Source organism: Fodinicola feengrottensis (assembly GCF_039530045.1).
GTDB lineage: Bacteria > Actinomycetota > Actinomycetes > Mycobacteriales > HKI-0501 > Fodinicola > Fodinicola feengrottensis.
The window spans coordinates 231819-253912 of the sequence record NZ_BAAANY010000031.1 but is presented as its reverse complement, the minus strand read 5'-3'; the positions used below and the strand labels follow the sequence as shown (position 1 = coordinate 253912).

The following is a 22094-nucleotide window of genomic DNA, read 5'->3' as shown; positions in this document are numbered from 1 at the left end:
ACTCAGCAGGGAGCCGGCTCCGGGTGCATGCGGAAGTCGTAGCGGTAGGGTAGTGGCTCGTCGGTACCGGCGGCTCGCTGGTAGTCGGACCAGAGCCGGCCGAGGCTGTCTTCGCCCTCCTTGAGGTCGCTGATTTCCCACGGACCGCGCAGAATCGCGCCGGCTCGCTGGGTGTCGCCAACGGCCAGCGCTGCCCGGCATTCGCACAGCCGGATCCGGCCGTGCGCTCGCTGCGCCGAATCGAGCCCGCTGATCAGGTCCAGCGCGTCCGAGGCCAACCCGGCTCGTAGCAGCGCGGCCAGGGTTTCGTTGGTGAGCTGCCAATTTCCGGGCAGCAGCGCATGCGCATGAGTCAGCAGCGCGGCCGCCGCGGTGGCGTCCTGCTCCACCACCGCCAGGTTGCGCAGGCTCCACGGGTTTTCCTTCAGCGCGGACGATTTCTGCCAGGCCGCGCGGGCGCCGGCGTGGTCGCCGGTGGAATGGCGCAGTAGACCCAGGTGCAGGAGGGCGTGCCAGTCGTCGCCCAGGGTCAGCAGTTTATCTGTCCACTGTGGACCAACGTTTGTGCTGACCGGCTGAGTTTGAGCAGGGAAGGCGCCAGTTTCCCAGAGCTGGAGCCACGGTTGCTGATCCGGGCCGAGGGTGTCGTCGGCGAACGGCGTGGCGGCCTCGGCGGGCAGGCCACCGGTGCGTACCTCCAGCGCACCCCAACCGGACCCCACCGACAGTCGGTCAACTGGCGCTTGCGCCGCCCACCGCGCGGCTTCGGTGTCCACAGTGGACAGGTCGGTGGCCGGGATCACCCGCGCGACCGCTTCGCCGGCGGCTTGGCTAGCGCGTGTCCAGTCGCCGTGGGCCACTTGGGCGTCCACCGCGATCGGGCCGTACGCCTCGGTCCAGGACCAGGTTTCGCCGGCGGGCATCGGCACGTGCTCCAGCTGCGTACGAGCCAGGCCCGCCTGGATTTCCAGATAGCGTCCGTCGCCCAGCCATTCCTGCCAACGCCGGCCACCCTGGCCAGTGCCCCAGAAGAAGAGTTTCCGGCCACGCATCGGACGCGTCGACGTCTGGAAAAATCCGTCGCCGTTCTCGTCGACGGCGGCGATCCAGCCGGCCCTGTCATCGGGAATATCGTAAAAATAGTCCGCCGCGGTGGCTGCCCGGGCCGGATATCCGTCGGTGGGACCGGGAACCGGAGTTTTCCTTAGCTCCGCCTCATAGCCGAACTGCCAGGCGGTGTCGGCCGGCGCCAGCACCCGGGTCGCGTCGGTTTCCGGTACGGCCACATTGGACCACCAGTAAACTGGAATTGTTTCCCGGTGCGGATTGTGCAGCCGCGGGCGTACGAACAGAACCCTGGAATCGGGCGGCAGCCACGCGTCCAGCTGGACGACCATCCGGCGCAGTCGCTCGTACTCCCACATGCGCAACACCGGCACGCCTTTTGGCCCGGACACCCAGCCAGCGTGCATGGGCGCACACGTCAGCGGCCAGTGCCCGGTGGTGCCGAGGTTCCACTCCACCCCGCCGGCGAACCAGGCGTTGCGCAGCGCGAGGTTCGCGGTCTGCAGCACCGATGGCCGGTGCAGAAGTTCGCGGCCGTTCGTACGATCGACCAACGACCACAGCCGGCCGCCGAACTCCAGCAGGAAAGTCGCGGTGAGCCACTCGTTTTCCAGTACGGCAACCGAAAGTTCACGGTCGACTGGCTCGCGGCTGTAGTCGTCCTGGGCGTGGTACGGCAGCAGGTGGCTGATCCGCCCGTACTCGACGTCGAGTTCCCCGCCGCGAACGCTGGCGTGGATATCGGTGCCGCGCAGCATCGGCAGCGGGCTCTGGGCCTGCGGCGAGGCCACCGGCATGCGCAGCTTTTCCAGTCTCAGAGTGGAACTCACCGGACTCCTCCGTCGGGACCTGTTCTAGTGCTATAGGGCTACTCAAGCGGCGATAGCCGAGCCCAAGCGCCGCCTGACGGCACGGCGAAACCGCCCACGTGGCGCTGCCACGCCAGGCGGCCCCGCCGCACCGTCAGACGACACTTGGATCTCGACTCTCATCCGCATGAGTAGCCCTGTAGTACTAGCGGGTTCCGACGCTACCGGCGGGTGTACACCGAGACAGTGACGCAGGCCACTACTGGCCCACCGTGTGGCCTTTGACCGCCTGCAGGGTGTAGCTGTGCGGGAGCCGCCACGGCCGGTCGGTGAGCCGGTATTCGCCTTCGCCGACGTAGTCCATCTCGCCGGGCCGCGCCGGCCACGGCACGCTGTCGTGCTCTTCCAGCATCGTCAGCCGCAGGTCGTTGGCCAGCAACGCGGTGACGATCTCACCGAGGCCGTGGTTCCACTCGTGGGTGGTGTTCGCGGTGAAGACCGCGTCGGTCTCCACGTACGTGCCGCCCCCAGTCCAAACTGTGGATTCTTCCCTTTCGAAATAGGGAAACTCGACCGCCAGTAGGCCATGGTCGCGGGGGTCGTCCAGCGCCCACAGCATCGGGTGCCCTTCCCGGATGAACAGTCGGCCGCCGGGCTTGAGCAGGCCCGCCACCACGTCAGCCCATCGGCGTATGTCCGGCAGCCAGCACAACGCGCCGATGCCGGTGAAAACCAGGTCGAACTGGCCAGCGCCCAGCAGTTCGACCGCGTCGTACACGTTGCCCTGCACGAAATCCACGTCCGCCCCGAGACCGCCGGCAAGCTTGCGAGCCTGGTCGAGGGAGGCGGCCGAGAAGTCCAGCCCGGTCATCCGGGCGCCGAGCCGGGACAACGAAATCGTGTCGGTGCCAATGTGGCACTGCAGGTGTACGCCGCGCAGGCCCTCGATCGAGCCCAGCCGCGGCAGGTCGAACCGTACGACGCCGCTCAGGAACGCTGGATCGCTCTGGAACTTCTCCAATGAGTAGTCCGGCGAAGCCGCGTGTGCCGCCGCCCGGTCGTCCCAGTTGGCTTTGTTAACGGCGATATAGTCGTCCACGTCCGGCACGATCTCACGCCGCCGACCACCGCGCGACCCAATTTGCCCTTAAGAGAACCGGTACGGGTCGAAGGGATCGCCGTCCTCGACGATGGCGTAGGTCGCGATCTGTTCCACGAAGAAGCCAAAATGTGGTGCGATGACCCGAAAAACCAGCGCCTCGGCGTCGTCGGCCTGGTATGCGCCGTCGACGATCGGGGCCGGCGGCAGCACCCAGACCGGGCCGTCCTCCGGCACCGGGATCGCGTAACGTACGCCGTTTCCGGTGGTCGCCACGATCATCACGTCGTGTAGTTTCCCGGCGTGCTTGACGAACTGCGGCCGGCGCGCCCGGTGGACGTCGGCGATCTGTTGGGGCGAGCCGATGAAATAGCCGTTCCAGAGGTCCGGAAGGTGCACTTCGTCGACAGCGCTGAAGAACTCGGTGACCTCAGGCGGCACCCGCTCCTGGAACTCGGCCCGCAGCCCGTCCAAAGTGGCGGGGCCGCTGGCCAGCGTGACCTCGTTTTTCCCACCCGCCTGCGCGGTCTCCTCCACCACCACCCGCGCGGCCTGCTGCAGCCGGCTGACGACACGGTCGATGTTCACAAGGCATCCCAACGGATTCCGGCCCGCGACTCGTGGGCCGAAATCACCTGTCGAATGAACAAAGGCTACGGATGGGTCATCGAGAGCAGGTCCAGGGCGGCGTCGAGCTGGGCTTCGGTGACGACACCTTCGCCCGGCTGGTCGGCCACGAAACCCAGATCGAAGACGGCTTCCCGGATCGTCTGCCCCTGCGCGATCGCGTGCTTGGCGACCTTGGCGGCGCTCTCGTACCCGATGTAGCGGTTCAGTGGAGTGACCACCGACGGCGACGAGCCGGCCAGCTGATGCGCGCGATCGACGTTCGCGGTGATGCCGTCGACGCACTTGTCCGCGAACAGCCGGGAAACGTTGGCCAGCAGCCGGATGGACTCCAGCAGGTTGGCCGCGATCACCGGCAGCATCACGTTCAGCTCGAAGTCACCGGTGGCGCCGCCGAACGCGACGGTCGCGTCGTTTCCGATCACCTGCGCGCACACCTGCCGCACGGCTTCGCAGATCACCGGGTTCACCTTGCCCGGCATGATCGACGAACCCGGCTGCAGGTCCGGCAGCGAGATTTCCCCAAGGCCGGTACGCGGACCCGAGCCGAGCCAGCGGATGTCGTTGGCGATCTTGAAAAGTCCGACCGCGATCGTACGCAGCTGGCCGGACGCCTCGACCAGGCCGTCGCGGGCGCCCTGCGCCTCGAAGTGGTCGACGGCCTCGGTCAGCGGCAGCTCGGTGGCCTCGGCGAGTTCGGCGATGACGGCCGCGGAGAAGCCGGGCGGGGTGTTGATGCCGGTGCCCACCGCCGTACCACCCAGCGGCAGCTCGGCGAGTCGGGGCAGCGACGCCGCCAGCCGCTCGACGCCCCGCTCGACCTGGGTGGCATAGCCGCCGAACTCCTGGCCGAGGGTCACCGGGGTCGCGTCCATCAGGTGCGTACGCCCCGGCTTGACGACGTCAGCGAACTTCTTTTCCTTGCCCCGCAACGACTTCGCCAAGTGCTGAAGGGCCGGGATGAGGTCCCGTACGACAGCGTCGGTGGCGGCGATGTGGATGGAGGACGGGAACACGTCGTTGGACGACTGGCTCGCGTTGACGTGGTCGTTCGGGTGCACCGCACGGCCCAGCTTCTGGCTCGCGAGGGTGGCCAGCACCTCGTTGGTGTTCATGTTGCTGGAGGTGCCCGAGCCGGTCTGGAAGATGTCGATCGGGAACTGGGCGTCCCACTCGCCGGCCGCCACCTCCGCCGCGGACTCCTGGATCGCCGCCGCCATGTCCGCGTCGATGACCTTGAGCTTGGCGTTCACCTTCGCCGCCGCGGCCTTGATCCGGGCGAGCGCGGCGATGTGCGCCGGCTCCAGGGTCCGCCCGGAAATCGGGAAGTTCTGCACCGCACGCTGCGTCTGGGCCCGCCAGCGCGCGCCGATGGGCACCCTGACCTCGCCCATCGTGTCGTGTTCGATCCGGTACTGCTGCTCGCCGTCCTCGGCGGAAGTGTTCGTCGCCATGTCCCCTAGCCAAGCACGAACGGCGCGGCCAAGGCAGACTGGGATGACCACAAGATGGACTCAAATCGGAGGCGCCGTGTCAGTGCTGGCCAAGAAGACGGACCACGTGCTGATGTCCTGGCTGCAGCGCGCGGTGGACGCCGGCATCGACGGCGTGGGGCCGTTCCGGGGGGCCCGTGACCTCGTCGACCCGTTGCAGCGCAAGGGAATGACCCCCAGCCAGATCGCCGACCGGCTGGTGCGTACGCAGTGCGGCCACGCGGCCGTGCAGGGCGCGGTCACCAGCGTCGGCGGCATCGCGACCGCGGCGGTCGGCGCCCCGGTCGGGCTCGCCGCCACCCTGCTCGTGCAGGCCCGGCTGACCGCGGCGATCGCGTACGCGCACGGCCATGACCTCGCTGACCTGGAAGTACGCAGCGCCGTCGAGGCGTGCGTGAGCGGCACCACAGAGGCCGCCGCGGCCAAGAGCACCGGCATCACCGCCGGCAAGAAGGCGGCCGGCGTGGTGCTGCCGCGGATCCAGGCCCGCGCCGCCGCCCGGGTGGCGACCCGGGTGGCCGCCGGCAAGACAGCCGGCGCGATCGCGTCCCGGGTGGCGGCCGTCGGTGCCAGCCGGGTGGTGCCGGTGGTCGGCGCGGTCGTCGGCGGCGCCTTCGACCTCATCTCCACCAAACGCGTCGCCGACCGCGCCCGCCGGATGTTCGTACACACCCACCACACGCACGTCATCGACGGCGAAGTCGTCGAATAGAGGCTCAGCCCGAGTGTTCGCCGATGCAGAACTCGTTGCCCTCGGGGTCGACCAGCACCGACCACCGGAGCCCCGGCTGCCGATATTCGGTCTTGTAGGTGGCGCCGAGAGCCACCAGGCGCTCGGTCGCCTCGGCGCGGGGTTCGCCGCCGAGATCGACATGGACGCGGTTCTTGCCCGTCCGCGGCTCGGGCACCTTCTGCAGGCCAAGGTTCACCGCGGCACCTTCGCGGCCCAGGAGCACGAACTCGCCGTAGTCGCCGAGCACCTGGAGATCCAGCGCCGGTGCCCAGAACCCGGCGAGCCGCTGCGGATCCTCGCAGTCAATGGTGACCATGCTGATATCAAGAGTCATAGCCGGACCGTACCGGCCACCTACGACATCGCAGCGGTGCCAGTGAGCGGGCGTTAGCGGCCGGTCCAGGTGGGGCGTTCCTTGGCGAGGAAGGAACGTACGCCGGTGGCGAAGTCGGCGCTGCCGTAGACGGTCGCGAGGATGTCCTCGTCGGCGGGCAGGTTCGCGTTGCGGATCCGGCGCAGCGACTCGCGGGTCGCCCACATGGTCAGCGGGGCGTGCGAGCTGACCGTGCGTACGAGGTCTGCTACCACCGCGTCGAGCTCGGCGGCCGGTCGCACCTCGGACAGGAAACCGGCCGCCTGCGCCTCGGCGGCGGAGATAAGCCGGGCCCGCACCACGATGTCCAGCAGCAGGCTCGCGCCGAACCGGGAGACCAGCAGCGCATACGTCTTGGCCGACAGGCAGTTGCCGAGTGTACGGGCGACCGGGATGCCGATCTTGGTGTCGTCGCTGGCGACCCGCAGGTCGCAGGCCGATGCGAGTGGCACGCCGGCGCCGACGCAGAAGCCGGTGAGAACGGCGATGGTCGGCACTCGTACGGACTCGACCCGGTCGAGCACGTCGCCGACCTTTTTCTCGTACCCGATGCCGTCGGTGCCGTCGGAGGAAAAGCCAGCGAATTCCCCGATATCCGTGCCGGCGATGAAAGCCTCACCGCCGGCGCCGCGCAGCACGAGGACTTTCACGTCCTCGTCGCGGTCGGCCCGATCGCATGCCTCGACCAGGCCGTCGTACATTTTCGCGGTCATCGCGTTGCGTTGCCGCGGCCGGTCGAACGTGACGGTCAAGGCCGGACCGTCCCGCTCGACCCGCAGGTTTTCGGTCATGACTAACGGTTGCCGACGCCGACGTAGTCGCGCTCGCCGGGGCCGGTGTAGATCTGCCGGGGACGGCTGATCTTGAATGCCGGGTCCTGCATCATTTCCCGCCACTGGGCGATCCAGCCGGGCAGCCGGCCGAGCGCGAACAGCACGGTGAACATCCGGTTCGGGAAACCCAGTGCCTTGTAAATGAGACCGGTGTAGAAGTCCACGTTCGGGTAGAGCTTGCGTTCGATGAAGTAGTCGTCGGACAGCGCGTGCTGCTCGAGCTCCATCGCGATGTCCAGCAGCGGGTCCGAAACGCCGAGCTTGGTCAGCACGTCGTCGGCCATCTTCTTCACCAACGCGGCGCGCGGGTCGTAGTTTTTGTAGACGCGGTGGCCAAAACCCATCAGCCGGACGCCTTCTTCGCGGTTCTTCACCCGCTTCACGAAACCATCCACGTCGTCCGAGCTGCGGTGGATGTTCTCCAGCATTTCCAGCACCGCCTGGTTGGCGCCACCGTGCGACGGGCCGGACAGCGCGTTGATGCCGGCGGCGATCGACGCGAACATGTTGGCCTGGGCCGAACCGACCGTACGCACGGTTGACGTCGAACAGTTCTGCTCGTGGTCGGCGTGCAGGATCAGCAGCAGGTCAAGGGCGGCCCGCGCGGTTTCGTTGACCTCGTACGGCTCGGCCGGGAAACCGAACGTCATCCGCAGGAAGTTTTCCACCGTACCCAGCGAATTGTCCGGGTAAAGGAACGGCTGGCCGATCGACTTCTTGTACGCGTAAGCGGCGATGGTCGGCAGCTTGGCCATCAGCCGGATGGTGGTCAAATCCACCCCGGCGGGGTCGGTCGGATTAAGATTGTCTTGATAGAAGGTGGAAAGCGCGTTAACAGCCGACGCCAAAACGGGCATCGGATGCGCGTCCCGGGGGAAGCCGTCGAAGAACCGCTTCATGTCCTCGTGCAGCAACGTGTGGTGCCGGATCGAGGAATCGAACGCGGTCAGCTGCTCGGTGGTCGGCAGCTCGCCGTAGATCAGCAGGTAGCTGGTTTCCAGGAAGGTGGAGTTCTGCGCGAGCTGCTCGATCGGGTAGCCGCGGTAGCGCAGAATGCCGGCGTCACCGTCGATGTAGGTGATCGCCGACTGGCACGAACCGGTGTTCACGAAACCGGTGTCCAGGGTCACGTAGCCGGTTTTGGCCAACAGCTTGGAAGAGTCGATCCCGGCATTACCCTCCGTCGCCGGGATGATCGGCATCTCGAGCTCGCCGCCCGGATAACGAAGGACGGTGGTGCTCTGGTCAGTCATCAAGGGGCCTTTCGTCCGGGGCGGGGAGCGCCCAGGTCATGGGTGCGACTCCCCGAGGGAGACCGATACAAGCCGGTAGATTGAACGCTACTCGTCCGTACAGACTCTCGGCACGTCCGTGGCCGCCGCTGGTCCGCTTTGCCGGTGTGATTTTTCTCCAACTACCCGACGATATGCCTGCTGGTAGGGGACTAGTACTACAGGGCTACTCATGCGGATGAGAGTCGAGATCCAAGTGTCGTCTGACGGTGCGGCGGGGCCGCCCTGCGTGGCAGCGCCACGTGGGCGGTTTCGCCGTGCCGTCAGTCGACACTTGGGCTCGGCTATCGCCGCTTGAGTAGCCCTGTAGTACTAGCTGAGTGCGTCCTGTGGATAACCGGCCAGTGCGGTTTCCAGCTCGGTCCGGGTGGGCGGATCGGCGCCCTCCCGAGTGCACGTCAGCGCGGCCGCGACGACGGCCGCTCGTACGACCGGACCGATCGTCGCCGTGAGATCCGCGCCCGCGAGGGCCTTGGGCAGTGCGCTTCCGAGCAGCCCGGCGGCGGCCAGCCCGTGCAGCAGCGCGCCGGCGAAGCTGTCGCCGGCGCCAACGGTGTCTACCAGCGCGATCTCCGGTGCGGACACGGTCAGCCGCTGGTCGCCGGCGAGCGCGACCGCGCCGTCGCCGCCGCGAGTGACCACGACGAGTGACGGCCCGCTGGCAGCCCATCGTGCCGCGACCTCCAGGGGGTCACGGCCGGGGTGCAGGTGGTCGAGGTCCTCGTCGCTGACCTTCACCAGCTGGCACAGCCGGACCAGTCGCTCGACCGCGGCGGTGACCTCCGGCCCGGAGCCGACGATGGAGGGCCGCAGGTTCGGGTCAAGACTGAGCGTGACCTCGTCGTTACTGGCCTGCTCCCGGGCGAAGGCCTCGATGGTGGCCGCGCCCGGGGCCCGCAGCGCCGCGATCGAGCCGAGGTGCAACGCTCGTACGGACGCGGGCAGCCGGGCCGGCAGCTCGCCGGGCCGCCACTGCCAGTCGGCCGTGCCGGTGACCCAGAAGTCGTACGACGCCCGGCGCCGCTCGTCGAAGGACACCACTGCCAGTGACGACGGCTCGGCGGCGTCGACCAGGAACCGCTCGTCGACGCCGTCTTCGCGGAGCCGGCGGCGGATCTGCCGGCCGAAGGCATCGGCGCCGATCCGCGCCAGCAGTGCCGTCGGCGAGCCCAACCGGGCCGCCGACACGGCGATGTTCGCCGGGCTGCCACCGGGGATCGGACGCAGCAGACCGTCGTCGCCGTTGGGCACCAAATCGACAATGTTCTCGCCGATCACGGCAATAACTGGGTCCACTGTGGACAATCCTGTTTTCACGGCGCCTGGTCGAAATCAATCAGTGAGTACGCCTTCAGCTTGGTCAGCGAATGCCAGCTGTCGATCACCCGGATGGTGCCGCTCTTGGAACGCATCACGAGTGAGTGGGTGGCCGCGCCGCCGCGCCGGTACGTGACTCCCGGCAGCAGGTCGCCGTCGGTGACGCCGGTCGCGCAGAAGAACACGTTGTCGCCGCGTACCAGATCGTCGGTGGACAGCACCCGGTCCAGGTCGTGGCCGGCATCCAGCGCCTTCTGCCGCTCGGCCTCGTCCCGCGGCCACAGTCGGGCCTGGATCTCGCCGCCCATGCACTTGAGCGCGCAGGCCGCGATGATTCCCTCAGGTGTGCCGCCGATGCCCATAAGGACGTCGACCGCGCTGGTGTCGCGGGCCGCGGAAATGGCGCCGGCCACGTCTCCGTCGGAGATGAAATGGATCCGGGCGCCGGTCTGGCGGACCTGGTTGACCAGCTCGCCGTGCCGGGGACGGTCCAGGATGCAGACCGTCACGTCACCGACGCCGGTGTCCTTCGCCTTCGCGATCCGGGCAATGTTGTCCGACACCGGCGCGGTGATGTCCACGACGCCCGCGCAGTCCGGCCCGACGGCGAGTTTTTCCATGTAGAACACCGCGGACGGGTCGAACATCGCGCCTCGCTCGGCCAGCGCGAGAACGGCGATCGCGTTCGGCATGCCCTTCGCCATCAGGGTCGTACCGTCGATCGGGTCGACCGCCACATCGCACTGCGGGCCCGTACCGTCGCCGACCCGCTCGCCGTTGTAGAGCATCGGCGCGTGGTCTTTTTCGCCTTCGCCAATGACGACCACGCCGTTCATCGAGACGCCGTTGATCAGTTGGCGCATCGCGTCCACCGCGGCGCCGTCGCCGCCGTTCTTGTCGCCCCGCCCCACCCATCGGCCGGCCGCCATCGCGGCCGCCTCGGTGACCCGAACCAGCTCGAGGGCGAGGTTGCGGTCGGGGGCCTGCGGGCCAGTCGTGGTGGGCATCGGGGTGTACTGGTGCGACCCGAGCTCCGCCGGGTCCGGTCCGGCGCCGCCCATGCGGCCGTGCTCGTTCACGTGTGCCTCCCTGACGCCGCGCTGGGTGTCGCGGCGACGCTCCCTCGTCGGTGCGTCTCATGCTACTGGCGGTGGCCCCGACCGCTGGTCGGCCTCGTTCGTACGCTCGCTGGAAACGTCCGGTCCGGCAGGGGCGGACCGGGGTCAGTCGGCCAGCGCCGATGGCGGACGATGGGGGAGTGAGTAGCTCTTCCGCGCCGTCCCGCGCCAATCCACTGCCGCGCAACATGGCGATCAGCCTCGGCGTGCTGCTGATCCCGATCGTGGCCGTCGTGCTGGTGGTCCAGTGGCTGTCCGGTGGCCCGGCCGCGGTGGACCCCTCGTCCGCGTACGAGTCGGCCCGGGCCGTGGACCGCTTCCCGGTGCTGCAGCCGCAGGGGCTGCCGACCGGCTGGACGGTGACGCGTGCTGATGTGGACCACGGCAACGGTGGTACGGCGACGCTGCGGATCGGTTACGTGAGCCCGAGCGGCGGGTCGGCGCGGATCGTTGAGAGCGACGTGCCGGTGACCAGCCTGCTGCCGGACGAGCTTGGTGGCGTACGCCCGCCGGTCGGTGACCGCACCGTCGGCGGCCGGGACTGGCAGATCTACTCCGGCCGCGGCAAGGAGCGCGCGCTGGTGTGGCAGCAGCCCAAGGTCACCATCCTGGTCATCGGCCAGATGCCCGATTCCGAGCTGAACGCCCTCGCCGCTTCCCTCCACCCAGCCAGGTAGCCCTCGCCGCCTCCGCCGACCACCCTCGGTCACGCTCCGCGACGCCCGTTGGTGGTTACTCAGGGGTGGATTCGCGGGCGGCGCGGGCGGCTTCGAGTTTCTTGCGGGCGCCGTCCAGCCAGGCCTGGCAGGCGTCGGCGAGCGCCTCGCCGCGCTCCCACAGGGCCAGCGACTCCTCCAGGGTGGCGCCGCCGGTCTCCAGTTTCTGGACGACCTGGGTGAGTTCGGCGCGGGCCTGCTCGTACGACAGGTCGCGGACATCGGCGTTCACGGACGGTTTGGCAGCCACCGGCCGATCGTACGTCCCCCCGTCGACACCGCGTTGGTACGGCCTGCCGCCGACACGGCAGGTGGGGAAGGTCCGCCGGCGGCACGGCAAAGTCAGAGGGCGGCCTCGATTTTCTTCGCGGCACTCTCGGCGTGCGCCTGCCAGCTGGGATCGTGTGCCCCGCCTGGTGTCAATGCGAAGTCGACCAGGATTTCGGCATTCCCGTGGGAAAAGATCAGTTGAGCGGTGCCCGGGGTGGGCAGCCAGCCGCCGTACGCGGGCGAGTGAAAGCCAGGCACCGACACGGATCCGGTCAGGTCCTGCCCGTCCTCTCGCGCGGCGGCTTTGGCCGCGTCTGCCCCCGAGCCCTTGCTTTGGTAGCTGCTGGGAAAGACGTCGACTTCGACGTAGAACCGGGAATGCTTCCCGTCCGCTCGGTTGGAGCCCACCCATGCGCAGCCGCGAAACAGCGAGTGTTTGTTTTCCTTGCGGTTACACGTCTTAGTGGTGGGGCCGGTGGCACCGTCGCTGATCATGACCGGGGTGACGAGATTCTCCACCTGGAAGTAGCCGGAGTACTGGTCCGTGGACCGGTTACTGGTCAGGAAGAACACGACCCCTCCGGCCAGCACGACCAACAGGATGACGGACGATAAACCGACGAAGATCCAGGGACCGGTCCGGCGGCGCCGAAGCGGCATGTACGGCCCGTACGAGCCTGGCGGTGGAGGCATTGCTGCCATGCTGAAGACCCCGTCTTTGAGCGGTGTTCCGCTACTGAGCCGACTGTTATCAAGGAGACCAGGACTAGCTGTTTTGGCAGGTCTAAAGGCTGTATAAGTCCAGCTACTCCTGGCCTCCTTGATAAAGGTACGAAGGCGGCCAGCTGTTGGCATCGCCAGCGCCGAAATTCTGCCCATCCGGGCCACCGTGGTGTCCTGAACGGATTCGGCACGCGCGTACACGTCAGCGCATTCGCGCGCTGTCTTGCCGATCCGGGATCGGTGGACCGGACATGGGTCTGGACGGTTGGTCAGCCTTGATGTGCGTCCCCGTTCAGTAACTCCAGGGACAGTCATTACTCGTACGAGCGGCCCCGCGGTATCGGCCGACTGGCATTTTTCGGTTACCGCTCAGGTGCGGTCACGGTCGCGTGCAGCTCGCCCTCGGCGAGCCGCAGCCGCACCTCGTCGCCAGTGTCCACATCGGACGGTTTGCGGACGACCTGGCCGTCTTTCCTTTGTACGACAGCGTATCCGCGCTCCATGGTGGCCGCTGGTGACAGCGACACAACGCGGGCGCGCAGATGGGCGATGTCGTTGCTGGCGGAGTCGGTGCGGTGTCGCAGAACGCGGGTCGCGCGCTCGGTCAATGCCTTGACCTGCTCGGCGAGCTGGTCGAGCAGCGTCTGCGGCCGGGCCAGCGCGGGCCTGGACAGGGTGCCGGTGAGCCAGGACTGCTCGCGGTCCAACCGGCCGGTGATGGCCGCGGCCAGCCGGGACCGGGCGATCGCGATCCGGTCGCGTTCCTCGGTCCAGTCCGGCACGATCCGCTTGCCGGCGTCGGTCGGGGTCGAGCAGCGTACGTCCGCGACCAGGTCGAGCAGGGGACTGTCCGGCTCGTGGCCAATTGCCGAGACGACCGGCGTACGACACTGGAAGACCGTACGAATGAGCGCCTCGTCCGAGAACGGCAGCAGGTCCTCGACGCTGCCGCCGCCGCGGGCCAGCACGATCACATCGACCTCGGGGTCCGCTTCCAGTGCGTTCACGGCCTCGATGAGCTGCGGGACCGCGGTCACGCCCTGCACGGCGACATTGCGGATCCGCATCTCCACAGCAGGCCAGCGAGCGCGCGCGTTGGTGACGACGTCCCGCTCGGCGGCGGACGCGCGGCCGGTGACCAGACCGACGCAGCTGGGCAGGAACGGCAGCCGGCGCTTGAGCTCCGGCGCGAACAGGCCCTCGGCGGCGAGCGCGCGCTTAAGTCGCTCGATCCGGGCCAGCAGCTCGCCGACCCCGACGGCCCGGAACTCGTCCGCACGCAGCGACAACGTGCCGCGCGCCGGGTAGAAGTCGGGCCGGGCGTGCACGATCACCCGGACGCCCTCAGCCAACGGTGTCTCGCAGGCGTCCGCGACGGAGACCTTGCAGGTCACCGGCAGGCTCATGTCCACGCTCGCGTCCCGCAGCGTCAGGAAGACGACGCCGCCGCCGGGCCGCCGGGACAGCTGGGTGATCTGGCCCTCCACCCAGACGTCACCGAGCCGGCCGATCCACTGGCCGATCTTGGCGCTGACCAGCCGGACCGGCCAGGGCTGGTCGGGGGTGCTGCGGGTGCTGTCACTCACGCTCCTCAGCCTATGGGGAACGTACGACCTACGATGGTGGCCATGTCGTCGCCGAGGAAGCGTGTCCTGCTCGCCAAGCCGCGCGGTTACTGCGCCGGCGTCGACCGCGCGGTGATCACCGTGGAGAAGGCGCTGGAGCTGTACGGCGCCCCGGTGTACGTACGCAAGCAGATCGTGCACAACAAGCACGTGGTCGAGACGCTGGAGAAACGCGGCGCGATCTTTGTGGACGAGACTTCCGAGGTGCCCGAGGGCGCCATGGTGGTGTTCTCCGCGCACGGCGTGTCTCCGGCCGTACACGCCGAGGCGCAGGCGCGGAACCTGACCACGATCGACGCCACCTGCCCGTTGGTCACCAAGGTCCATAAGGAAGCCAAGCGGTTCGCTGACGACGGCTATCAGATCCTGCTGATCGGGCACGAGGGTCACGAGGAGGTCGAGGGCACCGCCGGCGAGGCGCCGGAGGCGACTCAGCTGGTCGACGGCGTGGCCGGCGCGGACGCGGTCAACGTGGTGGACGAGAGCAAGGTCGTGTGGCTGTCCCAGACCACACTGTCCGTGGACGAGACGATGGAGACTGTCGATCGGCTGCGTCAGCGCTTCCCGAACCTGGAAGCGCCGCCGTCCGACGACATCTGCTATGCCACCCAGAACCGGCAGGTCGCCGTCAAGCAGCTGGCCCCGGACTGCGAGCTGGTGCTGGTGGTCGGCTCGACGAACTCGTCCAACTCGGTCCGGCTGGTCGAGGTCGCGAAGGAAGCCGGCGCCGACGACGCCCGGCTGATCGACTACGCGCACCAAATTGAGGACTCGTGGCTGGACGGCGTGACCACCGTCGGCCTGACCAGCGGCGCGTCCGTACCCGAAATCCTGGTCGCCGAGGTCCTCGACCGACTCGCGCGGCACGGCTTCGACCTGGTCGAGGAAGTGACCACCGCGGACGAACGGCTCACCTTCTCGCTGCCCCAGCAAATCAAACGCGACCTCCGCGCCGCCCAGGCCTAACACCTGTCCGCCGTCGCCGTTGTGACAATCGGATTCCGATTGTGTCGGTCTACATAGGGTGCGGCGCGAAATTGTCGTACCGATGCTGTTTTCTAGCCCCCTCCCTTTGAACGGGCGGGGGGTGGGTTTGAGGACCGACGTCCAACTTATAATTCAGCCCTTGCCTCTCGACCCACCCCCCCGCCCGTCACTGGGTGGGGGCAACTTTTGCGGTTGGGTACGACAGTTTCGCGCCGCACCTGGGTCTTTTGGCTGCTGAGTTTCCAGATGGCCCTCCACCGACGGACACCTTTGTTGATCATGGGCCAATCCCGCACTTTCCTCGACGAGTGACACCAGAAATGTGCCGCTCGACGACCGGCCCGGCATGGTTTTGTCGGTGCCAGCGAGGATTCTCGAATTCGGGGGCGGCATTTTCGGCAGCCGAAAATGGCGCCCCCGAATCGAGTATTCGCGTGCGGGCCGACAGTTTCGGCAGCTACGTACGGGCTGGGCGGCGGTGGGTGAGGACGGTGAGGGTGCTGACGCCCAGCAGGGCGGCTCCGATGGCGAGGCCGGCGGGTACGCCGCCGACGCGGTCCGACAGGGTGCCGGCCAGCACCGGTCCGACGCACTGGCCGATGGCGAAGGCGATGGTCAGCGCGGCGATCGCGGCGGCCCAGCGATCCGGGGGCAGCATTTGTTGCGCGCAGCCGGTGATCGCGGTGACGACGGTCAGGAACGAGCCACCGAAGAGCACCGCGGACCCGAACCACGCCACCGGGCCTGGCACCAGGACGAGCAACGCGGCGCCGGCCGTCGTGCCACCGAGCAGGATCGCGGCGATGACCTGGCCGGGCAGCCGCTGCAGCAACGGGGTCCATACGATGCTGGAGGCGACCCCGCAGCCACCCAGGACCAGCCAGAACAGGGTGATCACCGAGCCGCCGCTGGCTGCGGTCAGAAAGGCGATCACGAACGTCATGTACGCCGTGTAGCCAGCGCCGTAGATCGCGTACGTCACCAGCACCGACACCAGTGGCCGTAGCGGGGCACTCCGGCGCTTGGGCCGGTCGCGGGCGACGGGGTCGGCCGGCAGCCGGCGGACCGCGGCCGCGGTCAGGACCAGGCCGGCGAGACAGAGCGCGCCCAGCGTCACCCAGCCGAGCCGCCACCCGTACGCGCTGACCAGCGGCGGGATCGCCACCGCCGACACCACGATGCCGGCTCCGGGGCCGGTGAAGTAGAGCCCGAGGCACAACACCGCGCGACGCGGTGGCAGGTCGGCGGTGAGAGCGGCGGTCAGGGCGCCACCGGCGATGAAGGCGATCGCACCGGCGATGCCGCTGGTCAGTCGCAGGATGAGCAGGACAGGCACGAGTCCGCTGACGGACGCCGCGAGGACCGCCAGCGCACTCACCACCAACGCGGCGAGCAGCGCCCGCCGGTGGCCCAGCCGGGCCGCCACTGGTGCCGCGAGCAGCGCACCGGTCAGGTAGCCGGCCGCGTTGACCGTGTTCAGCAGCCCGGCGGTCGCGTACGACCAGTGCAGGTCGGCCCGCATCGACGGCAGCACCAGCGCGTACGCGAACCGGCCCAGTCCGTTGACCGCCGCCGAGGCTGCCGTCAACCCCGCGATCAGCAGGACAAGGGCACCGCCCCACTGCGATGCGGCCGGCCTCGTACTCGCGTGGGCCACCATCTCGTCAGGTTAGGAGCCGATTCATCCCATGACTCGACGCCGTGGTCCAGATCACCCCCGTCATCACCCGCGTGTCGCCACCGAAACGCCGAGTTCGCGAAGGTCAGGACACTCGGTGATGGTCGAGTTCCTCGAAGGCGAGAAGCTGGTCGCTGGCGGACGCGACCAGCTCCGGAGCGGAGACGGCCCGCGGGGTGCGCTCGATCTGGGTGGGCTCGGGCAGCAGCTCCTCGCTGACCTTCAGGTCGGCCAGCTTGCGGGCGGACACCAGCACCCGGCCCTCCAACGAGCCGACGCTCTGGTTGTACGCCTTCACCGCGCCATCCAGCGCGTTGCCAAGCCGCTCGACGTGGCTTCCCATGGTCGCCAGCCGCGAATACAGCTCCTTGGCGATCGCCTGCACCAAGTGGGCGTTCTTCGCGAGACCGTCCTGTTTCCAGGTGTAGGCGATGGTGCGCAGCAGCGCGATCAGCGTGGTCGGGGTAGCGATCACCACGTGGTTCTCGGTCGCATACTCGACCAGACCTGGATCGGCCTCCCATGCGGTGGCCAGCAGCGTCTCGCCGGGCATGAACATCACCACGAACTCGGGGCTGTTCTCGAAGGAGTTCCAATATGCCTTGTCCGCGAGCTTCTTGACATGGTCGCGGACCGCTTTTGCGTGCTGGGCGACCTTCGCCTGCCGGGTCTGGGTGTCGCCTGTCTGGGCCGCGAGGAACGACTCATACGGCACTTTGGCGTCGATCACCACAGACTTGCCGCCGGCCAACTGGATCACCACGTCCGGCCGGAGCACGCCGTCGGACGTACGAACAGTGTGCTGCTCTTCGAAGTCGCAGTGCTCGACCATGCCGGCGCTCTCGATGATCCGGCGCAGCTGCATCTCGCCCCAGCGGCCGCGGATCTGCGGCGCCCGCAGCGCGGACACCAGTTGCGCGGTCTCGCTTCGGACGCCCTCGCTGGTCCGGATCATCTCCGCGACATGCGTCTTCAGCCCGGCGTATTCGCTCGTCCGCTCCTGCTCGAGCCGACGGGCCCGCTCGTCCAGCCGGCGCAGCTGGTCGGCCAGCGGATCGACCAGCGCCTTGATGGCCTGCTCCCGCTGCGCGAGATCGCCCTTGGCCGCCGTCGTCGCCTGCCCGAACCGCTCGCTGGCCAGCCGGATGAAGCTGTCGTTGTTGGACCGCAGCGCGTCCGCCGCCAGCGACCCGAAGGCCTCCCGCAGCCGCTGCTCGACGTCGGCGGCGCTCTGCCGCTCGTGTTCCAACGCGGTCTGCAGCGCGTCCGCCTGTGCCCCGGCGGCCGCGGCCCGCTGTTCGGCGACGCCGGCCCGCTGTTCGGCGGCCCCGGCCCGCTGGTCCGACGCCAACACCGCCGTCCGCCCCGCCTCCAGCTGAGTGCGCAGCGCGTCCCGCTCGACGCGCACGGCGTCACGCTCAGCGGTCAGAGCAGCCGACACTCCGGCTTCCTTCGACCGGCCGGCCAGCAATCCGAACGCCACCCCGGCGACCGCGCCGAGAATCAGCCCGACAACGACAGCGGCGACAATGTCCATCCCCCGATCCTGAACCGAGGGACCGACAGAATCGACGACCTAGCCCGGCGTGTTGCCCGCCGCGAGAGTGACATTGTGAGGCGATAAATCGGGGCAAAGCGTACCCACGACGTCACCCTCGCCGAGGTCAGGAGTAGATCGTCTTCTGCTGCTGGTACGCCCGGATGGCGTCCGGTCCCAGCTCACGGCCGATCCCGCTGGCCTTGACGCCACCGAAGGGAGCGCCCGGGTCGACCATGTAACGGTTGATGCCGATCGTGCCGGTGCGGACCCGGTTGGCGACGGACTTGCCGCGCTCCGGGTCGCTTGTCCAGACCGAGCCGCCGAGCCCGTAGTCGGAGTCGTTGGCGAGCCGTACGGCGTCATCGGTGTCGCCGTAGCGGATAACGGACAGTACCGGGCCGAAGATCTCCTCCTGCGCGATCGTGGATCCGTTGTCCACCTCGGAGAAGATCGTCGGCTGGACGAACCAACCGGCGTCCAGACCGTCCGGACGGCCGCCGCCGGTGACCAGCTTGGCGCCGTCGCCGACGCCCTTGGCGATGTAGCCCTCGACCCGGTCGCGATGCGTGGTCGACGCCATCGGCCCGATCTGGGTGGCCGGGTCCAGTGCGTCACCGACGGTCAGCGAGGTGGCGAAGGCCGCGAGGATGTCCACCACCTCGTCGTACCGGGAGGCCGGTGCGAGCACCCGGGTGCCGAGATAGCAGGTCTGGCCGTTGTTCATAAGTGTCGCCGCGAACAGGTCGTTGCCGATCTTGGCGAGATCCAGCTCGGCGTCGTCCAGGATGATCGCGGCGGACTTGCCGCCCAGCTCCAGGGTGACCGGCCGCAGCAGCCGGCCGCAGGTCTCGGCGATCTGCCGGCCAGCGGCGGTGGAGCCGGTGAAGGCCACCTTGTCGATGTCGCGGTGTTGGACCAGATACGCCCCGACCTCGCGTCCACCAGGCACGATGTTGATGACACCGGCCGGGATGTCGGACGCGGCGACCGCTTCGGCGAAGAGCATGGCGTCGAGTACGGTCTCGGGCGACGGTTTGAGAACGACGGTGCAGCCGGCGGCCATCGCCGGGGCGTGTTTGAAGGCGGCCAGCGTCTGCGGGTAGTTCCAGGGCGCGATGGCGCCGACCACGCCGATCGGTTCGCGCCGTACGGTCGTCGTACCGCCGAGCATGTGCGGGCGTTCCTCTTCGAACACCGAGTCCCTCGCCTGGCCTGCGAAGTAACGCAACAGCAGGACCGGGAAAGCGGCTTCCAGTTGGGTCGCGATGGAGATCGGCATGCCGTTCTGCGAGCTGACCCGGCGGGCCATCTCCTCGCCGCGGCTTTCCAGCTGAGCGGCCAGGCTCTCCATTGCCGCGGCCCGGCGGGCTGGCTCCCACTGGGACCAGCCGGAGGGGTCGTCGAACGCCCGGCGGGCGGCCGCGACGGCGGCGTCGACGTCGGCTTCCTGCGCTTGCGCGACAGTGCCGATGACCTCGCCGGTGCTCGCCGACGTCACGTTGATGACCGCCGCCGAACTCGGGCGGATCCATTCCCCACCGATGAACATCTGCTCGTAGTCGGTCGTCATGGCGTCCTTCCTCGCGGGAGTGTCCCTGACCAGCCGGTCAGTTCGCCGGTCATGATGTGACCCGGCCCACTCCATTCAAACGCTTGTGCGTTCACAAAGCGAGGAAAAGATCCGTGAATGCGGCTGGCAGCTGATCATCCACCCGTATTTGCGGGCGTACGCCCCGGTCTCGTGGTGAGGTCGAGGCGTACGTCAGCTGGCTACGACTTGCGGGAGTTCTTCAGCTCGTCGATTTTCGTCTTGGCCGCGTCGACGCCCTTCGCGACCACGGGTTTGGCCTTCTGGACCGCGTCGGCGACCACTGGTTTCGCCTTTTCCACGGCGCCGGCCACCACTGGTTTGGCCTTGTCCACCGCGTCCGCGACGATGGGTTTGGCCTTGTCGACGGCCTCCTTCGCCTTGGCCATGCCCTGGTTGACCGCCGGGCCCGCCTTGTCGGCGATGTCCTTGGCGGCTTCTTTTGCCTTGTCCAGGAAGCTCATCGTGCGCTCCTCATCAACCCCGTCGTGGTGGGCGCCCAGTCTACGAGGTCCACCGGCGCATGATCACAGCTCAACAGCCGTTTCTCAGCTGGCTTCACTGTGCCAAAGGTGCATCAGAGCGTACGCCCGCCAAGGCCGCCACGCCTTTGCGCGCTCGGTGAGCGCGGCTGGATCGGTCGGCAGGCCGTTGAGGTCAGCGGCCCGCTTCACGCCGAGGTCGGTAGGCAGGAACGAGTCAGGGTCGGCCAGCGCGCGCATCGTCACATAGCCGGCGGTCCATGGGCCGACGCCGGGCAATGCGCAGAGCGCCTCGGTGACCTCGTCGGCGGCCGCACCCGGATGCAGCTGGACGCGGCCGTCCGCGACCGCGGCCCCCAGCTCTCGGATCGTCCGACGCCGTGCGGCCGGCATCGGCAGCGCCTCATCTGGCGCTGCCGCGAGTGCTTGCGCGGTGGGGAAGACGTGGGTCAGGCCGCCGTCTGGTTCGGCCAGCGGCTCGCCGAGCGCCTCGACGATCCGGCCGAGAACCGTACGCGCCGCCGCCACCGAGATCTGTTGACCGACCACCGCCCGTACGGCGATTTCCAGTCCGTCGACAGCGCCTGGCACCCGGATCCCGGGTCGCTTGAGGACCAGCGGCTCCAGCGCCGGGTCGGTCGCGAGCGCGGCGTCGATGGCGGCCGGGTCGGCGTCCAGGTCGAGCAGCCTGCGGGCCCGCCAGACCGCGGTCGACAGGTCACGCAGGTCGGCCAGCCGCAACGTGCACTCGACATATCCATCGCGTACGGCCAAGGCCATCGTTCCTGTGCCGTGCGGGAGCCGGAGCGCGCGCTTGTACGTGTCCGCGTCCCACTCCTCGATGCCGGTCACCCGCCGTGACCTGAGGAAACCCATCAGACCCTCGGCGTCCATCGGCGGCCGGTATGGCAGTCGTACGGTGATCGTCCCCGGCGCCGACTCGCTGCCGTTGCCGTGGAACTTCGCCCGCAGCTGGGTCGGAGTCGCCGCGAACACCTCGCGGATCGTGTCGTTGAACTGCCGGATGCTGGCGAACCCGGACGCGAACGCGATGTCGGCGAAGGACACCTTCGTCGTCTCGATAAGCACCCGAGCCGTCTGCGCCCGCTGCGCCCGCGCCAACGCCAACGGCCCAGCTCCCAGCTCGGCCACCAACTGGCGATGCAGGTGCCGCTCGGTGTAACCCAGCCGCGACGCCAACCCGGCCACCCCATCCCGCTCCACCACCCCGTCGCCGATCAGCCGCATCGCGCGAGCGACCAGGTCAGCCCGGGTATTCCACTCCGGCGACCCAGGCGCGGCATCCGGCCGGCAGCGTAGGCACGCCCGGAACCCAGCCCGCTGAGCCGCCGCGACCGTCGGATAGAAACGCACGTTCGCACGCCGCGGCGTCATCGCAGGACAGGACGGCCGACAGTAGATGCCGGTCGTCTGCACCGCCATCACAAACCACCCGTCAAACCGGGCGTCGCGACTGCTGACCGCCCGGTAACACACATCCAACTCCGGCAAAGGACTCACGCGGTTAATGGTCGCTCGACTGGCGGTCGTTAGCTAGCGGGAAACGGACGTCTGTGTTCGGTTGCCCGGGTACGGCTGCCTGGGCCGTCCCGGTCCCGAAAGTCGACCGCCGGAGCCAGATCGCCTTCAGCCGGGTTGCCTATTACAGGCTGTAGCAGCGCGAAATTGTCGTAGGTGTCTGTTTTTCTTTCCCCCTCCCTTTGAA

General features: G+C 68.4%; 20 protein-coding genes. 3 read left to right on the top strand and 17 right to left on the bottom strand.

Features of this window, described 5'->3' with window-relative positions:
- Positions 1-2: 2 nt before the first annotated feature.
- The 4 genes from ABD301_RS32890 to ABD301_RS32875 form a co-directional block, all read right to left on the bottom strand.
- Complete coding sequence (locus ABD301_RS32890) at positions 3-1895, bottom strand: DUF5107 domain-containing protein (RefSeq protein WP_344314132.1); 1893 nt, start codon at positions 1893-1895, stop codon at positions 3-5.
- 238 nt (positions 1896-2133) lie between these two features.
- The gene (locus ABD301_RS32885; protein WP_344314131.1) at positions 2134-2973 is read right to left on the bottom strand and encodes a class I SAM-dependent methyltransferase; all 840 of its coding nucleotides are present in this window, start codon (positions 2971-2973) and stop codon (positions 2134-2136) included.
- 48 nt (positions 2974-3021) lie between these two features.
- Positions 3022-3561, bottom strand: coding sequence for a hypothetical protein (locus ABD301_RS32880; protein WP_344314130.1), 540 nt, complete (start codon positions 3559-3561; stop codon positions 3022-3024).
- Positions 3562-3626: 65 nt separating this feature from the next.
- Positions 3627-5054 (bottom strand): class II fumarate hydratase, encoded by a 1428-nt coding sequence (locus tag ABD301_RS32875; protein WP_163573291.1) that lies wholly within the window; start codon positions 5052-5054, stop codon positions 3627-3629.
- Between the two features lie 76 nt (positions 5055-5130).
- Between ABD301_RS32875 and ABD301_RS32870 the strand changes: the two genes are divergently transcribed.
- The gene (locus tag ABD301_RS32870; protein WP_344314129.1) at positions 5131-5805 is read left to right on the top strand and encodes an EcsC family protein; all 675 of its coding nucleotides are present in this window, start codon (positions 5131-5133) and stop codon (positions 5803-5805) included.
- 4 nt (positions 5806-5809) lie between these two features.
- Here the strand turns inward: ABD301_RS32870 and ABD301_RS32865 are convergent, their stop codons facing one another.
- The 5 genes from ABD301_RS32865 to glpX form a co-directional block, all read right to left on the bottom strand.
- On the bottom strand, positions 5810-6160 hold the full coding sequence (locus ABD301_RS32865) for a VOC family protein (RefSeq protein WP_344314127.1): 351 nt from the start codon (positions 6158-6160) through the stop codon (positions 5810-5812).
- A 53-nt stretch (positions 6161-6213) separates the two neighbouring features.
- A complete protein-coding gene (locus ABD301_RS32860) occupies positions 6214-6990 on the bottom strand; it encodes an enoyl-CoA hydratase (RefSeq protein ID WP_344314126.1) in 777 nt (258 codons plus the stop codon).
- Between the two features lie 2 nt (positions 6991-6992).
- Complete coding sequence (locus ABD301_RS32855; RefSeq protein ID WP_344314125.1) at positions 6993-8285, bottom strand: citrate synthase; 1293 nt, start codon at positions 8283-8285, stop codon at positions 6993-6995.
- 351 nt (positions 8286-8636) lie between these two features.
- Entirely contained in the window at positions 8637-9620 is a 984-nt protein-coding gene (locus tag ABD301_RS32850; RefSeq protein WP_344314124.1) for a carbohydrate kinase family protein, read from the bottom strand.
- 17 nt (positions 9621-9637) lie between these two features.
- Positions 9638-10648, bottom strand: a complete 1011-nt coding sequence (gene glpX / locus ABD301_RS32845; RefSeq protein ID WP_344314146.1) for a class II fructose-bisphosphatase — start codon at positions 10646-10648, stop codon at positions 9638-9640.
- Positions 10649-10899: 251 nt separating this feature from the next.
- On the opposite strand from glpX, the gene ABD301_RS32840 reads away from it, so the two are divergent.
- Entirely contained in the window at positions 10900-11436 is a 537-nt protein-coding gene (locus ABD301_RS32840) for a DUF4245 domain-containing protein (RefSeq protein ID WP_163573295.1), read from the top strand.
- A gap of 55 nt (positions 11437-11491) precedes the next feature.
- On the opposite strand, the gene ABD301_RS32835 is transcribed toward ABD301_RS32840, so the two are convergent.
- The 3 genes from ABD301_RS32835 to xseA all read right to left on the bottom strand — a co-directional run bounded on the left by ABD301_RS32835 (position 11492) and on the right by xseA (position 14054).
- On the bottom strand, positions 11492-11725 hold the full coding sequence (locus ABD301_RS32835) for an exodeoxyribonuclease VII small subunit (protein WP_163573296.1): 234 nt from the start codon (positions 11723-11725) through the stop codon (positions 11492-11494).
- A 92-nt stretch (positions 11726-11817) separates the two neighbouring features.
- Positions 11818-12438 carry a hypothetical protein gene (locus ABD301_RS32830; RefSeq protein WP_344314123.1) on the bottom strand — a complete coding sequence of 207 codons (621 nt, stop codon included), beginning with the start codon at positions 12436-12438 and terminating at the stop codon, positions 11818-11820.
- Positions 12439-12830: 392 nt separating this feature from the next.
- Positions 12831-14054, bottom strand: coding sequence for an exodeoxyribonuclease VII large subunit (gene xseA, locus ABD301_RS32825; protein ID WP_344314122.1), 1224 nt, complete (start codon positions 14052-14054; stop codon positions 12831-12833).
- 12 nt (positions 14055-14066) lie between these two features.
- Between xseA and ABD301_RS32820 the strand changes: the two genes are divergently transcribed.
- Complete coding sequence (locus tag ABD301_RS32820) at positions 14067-15059, top strand: 4-hydroxy-3-methylbut-2-enyl diphosphate reductase (protein ID WP_425552004.1); 993 nt, start codon at positions 14067-14069, stop codon at positions 15057-15059.
- Positions 15060-15537: 478 nt separating this feature from the next.
- On the opposite strand, the gene ABD301_RS32815 is transcribed toward ABD301_RS32820, so the two are convergent.
- The 5 genes from ABD301_RS32815 to ABD301_RS32795 all read right to left on the bottom strand — a co-directional run bounded on the left by ABD301_RS32815 (position 15538) and on the right by ABD301_RS32795 (position 21889).
- Positions 15538-16740, bottom strand: coding sequence for a YbfB/YjiJ family MFS transporter (locus ABD301_RS32815; RefSeq protein WP_344314120.1), 1203 nt, complete (start codon positions 16738-16740; stop codon positions 15538-15540).
- A gap of 103 nt (positions 16741-16843) precedes the next feature.
- On the bottom strand, positions 16844-18295 hold the full coding sequence (locus tag ABD301_RS32810) for a DNA recombination protein RmuC (protein WP_344314118.1): 1452 nt from the start codon (positions 18293-18295) through the stop codon (positions 16844-16846).
- Between the two features lie 127 nt (positions 18296-18422).
- Positions 18423-19868 carry an aldehyde dehydrogenase gene (locus ABD301_RS32805; protein ID WP_344314117.1) on the bottom strand — a complete coding sequence of 482 codons (1446 nt, stop codon included), beginning with the start codon at positions 19866-19868 and terminating at the stop codon, positions 18423-18425.
- A 200-nt stretch (positions 19869-20068) separates the two neighbouring features.
- Positions 20069-20350, bottom strand: coding sequence for a hypothetical protein (locus tag ABD301_RS32800; protein WP_163573304.1), 282 nt, complete (start codon positions 20348-20350; stop codon positions 20069-20071).
- 84 nt (positions 20351-20434) lie between these two features.
- The gene (locus ABD301_RS32795) at positions 20435-21889 is read right to left on the bottom strand and encodes an AlkA N-terminal domain-containing protein (protein WP_344314116.1); all 1455 of its coding nucleotides are present in this window, start codon (positions 21887-21889) and stop codon (positions 20435-20437) included.
- Between the last annotated feature and the right edge of the window lie 205 nt (positions 21890-22094).

Coding starts and splice junctions, on each gene's coding strand:
- ABD301_RS32800 (WP_163573304.1), bottom strand. CDS start 20,350: ATGAGCTTCCTGGACAAGGCAAAAGAAGCCGCCAAGGACATCGCCGAC.
- ABD301_RS32860 (WP_344314126.1), bottom strand. CDS start 6,990: ATGACCGAAAACCTGCGGGTCGAGCGGGACGGTCCGGCCTTGACCGTC.
- ABD301_RS32865 (WP_344314127.1), bottom strand. CDS start 6,160: ATGACTCTTGATATCAGCATGGTCACCATTGACTGCGAGGATCCGCAG.
- ABD301_RS32855 (WP_344314125.1), bottom strand. CDS start 8,285: ATGACTGACCAGAGCACCACCGTCCTTCGTTATCCGGGCGGCGAGCTC.
- ABD301_RS32830 (WP_344314123.1), bottom strand. CDS start 12,438: ATGCCTCCACCGCCAGGCTCGTACGGGCCGTACATGCCGCTTCGGCGC.
- ABD301_RS32820 (WP_425552004.1), top strand. CDS start 14,067: ATGGGGAACGTACGACCTACGATGGTGGCCATGTCGTCGCCGAGGAAG.
- ABD301_RS32805 (WP_344314117.1), bottom strand. CDS start 19,868: ATGACGACCGACTACGAGCAGATGTTCATCGGTGGGGAATGGATCCGC.
- ABD301_RS32875 (WP_163573291.1), bottom strand. CDS start 5,054: ATGGCGACGAACACTTCCGCCGAGGACGGCGAGCAGCAGTACCGGATC.
- ABD301_RS32810 (WP_344314118.1), bottom strand. CDS start 18,295: ATGGACATTGTCGCCGCTGTCGTTGTCGGGCTGATTCTCGGCGCGGTC.
- glpX (WP_344314146.1), bottom strand. CDS start 10,648: ATGCCCACCACGACTGGCCCGCAGGCCCCCGACCGCAACCTCGCCCTC.
- ABD301_RS32815 (WP_344314120.1), bottom strand. CDS start 16,740: ATGGTGGCCCACGCGAGTACGAGGCCGGCCGCATCGCAGTGGGGCGGT.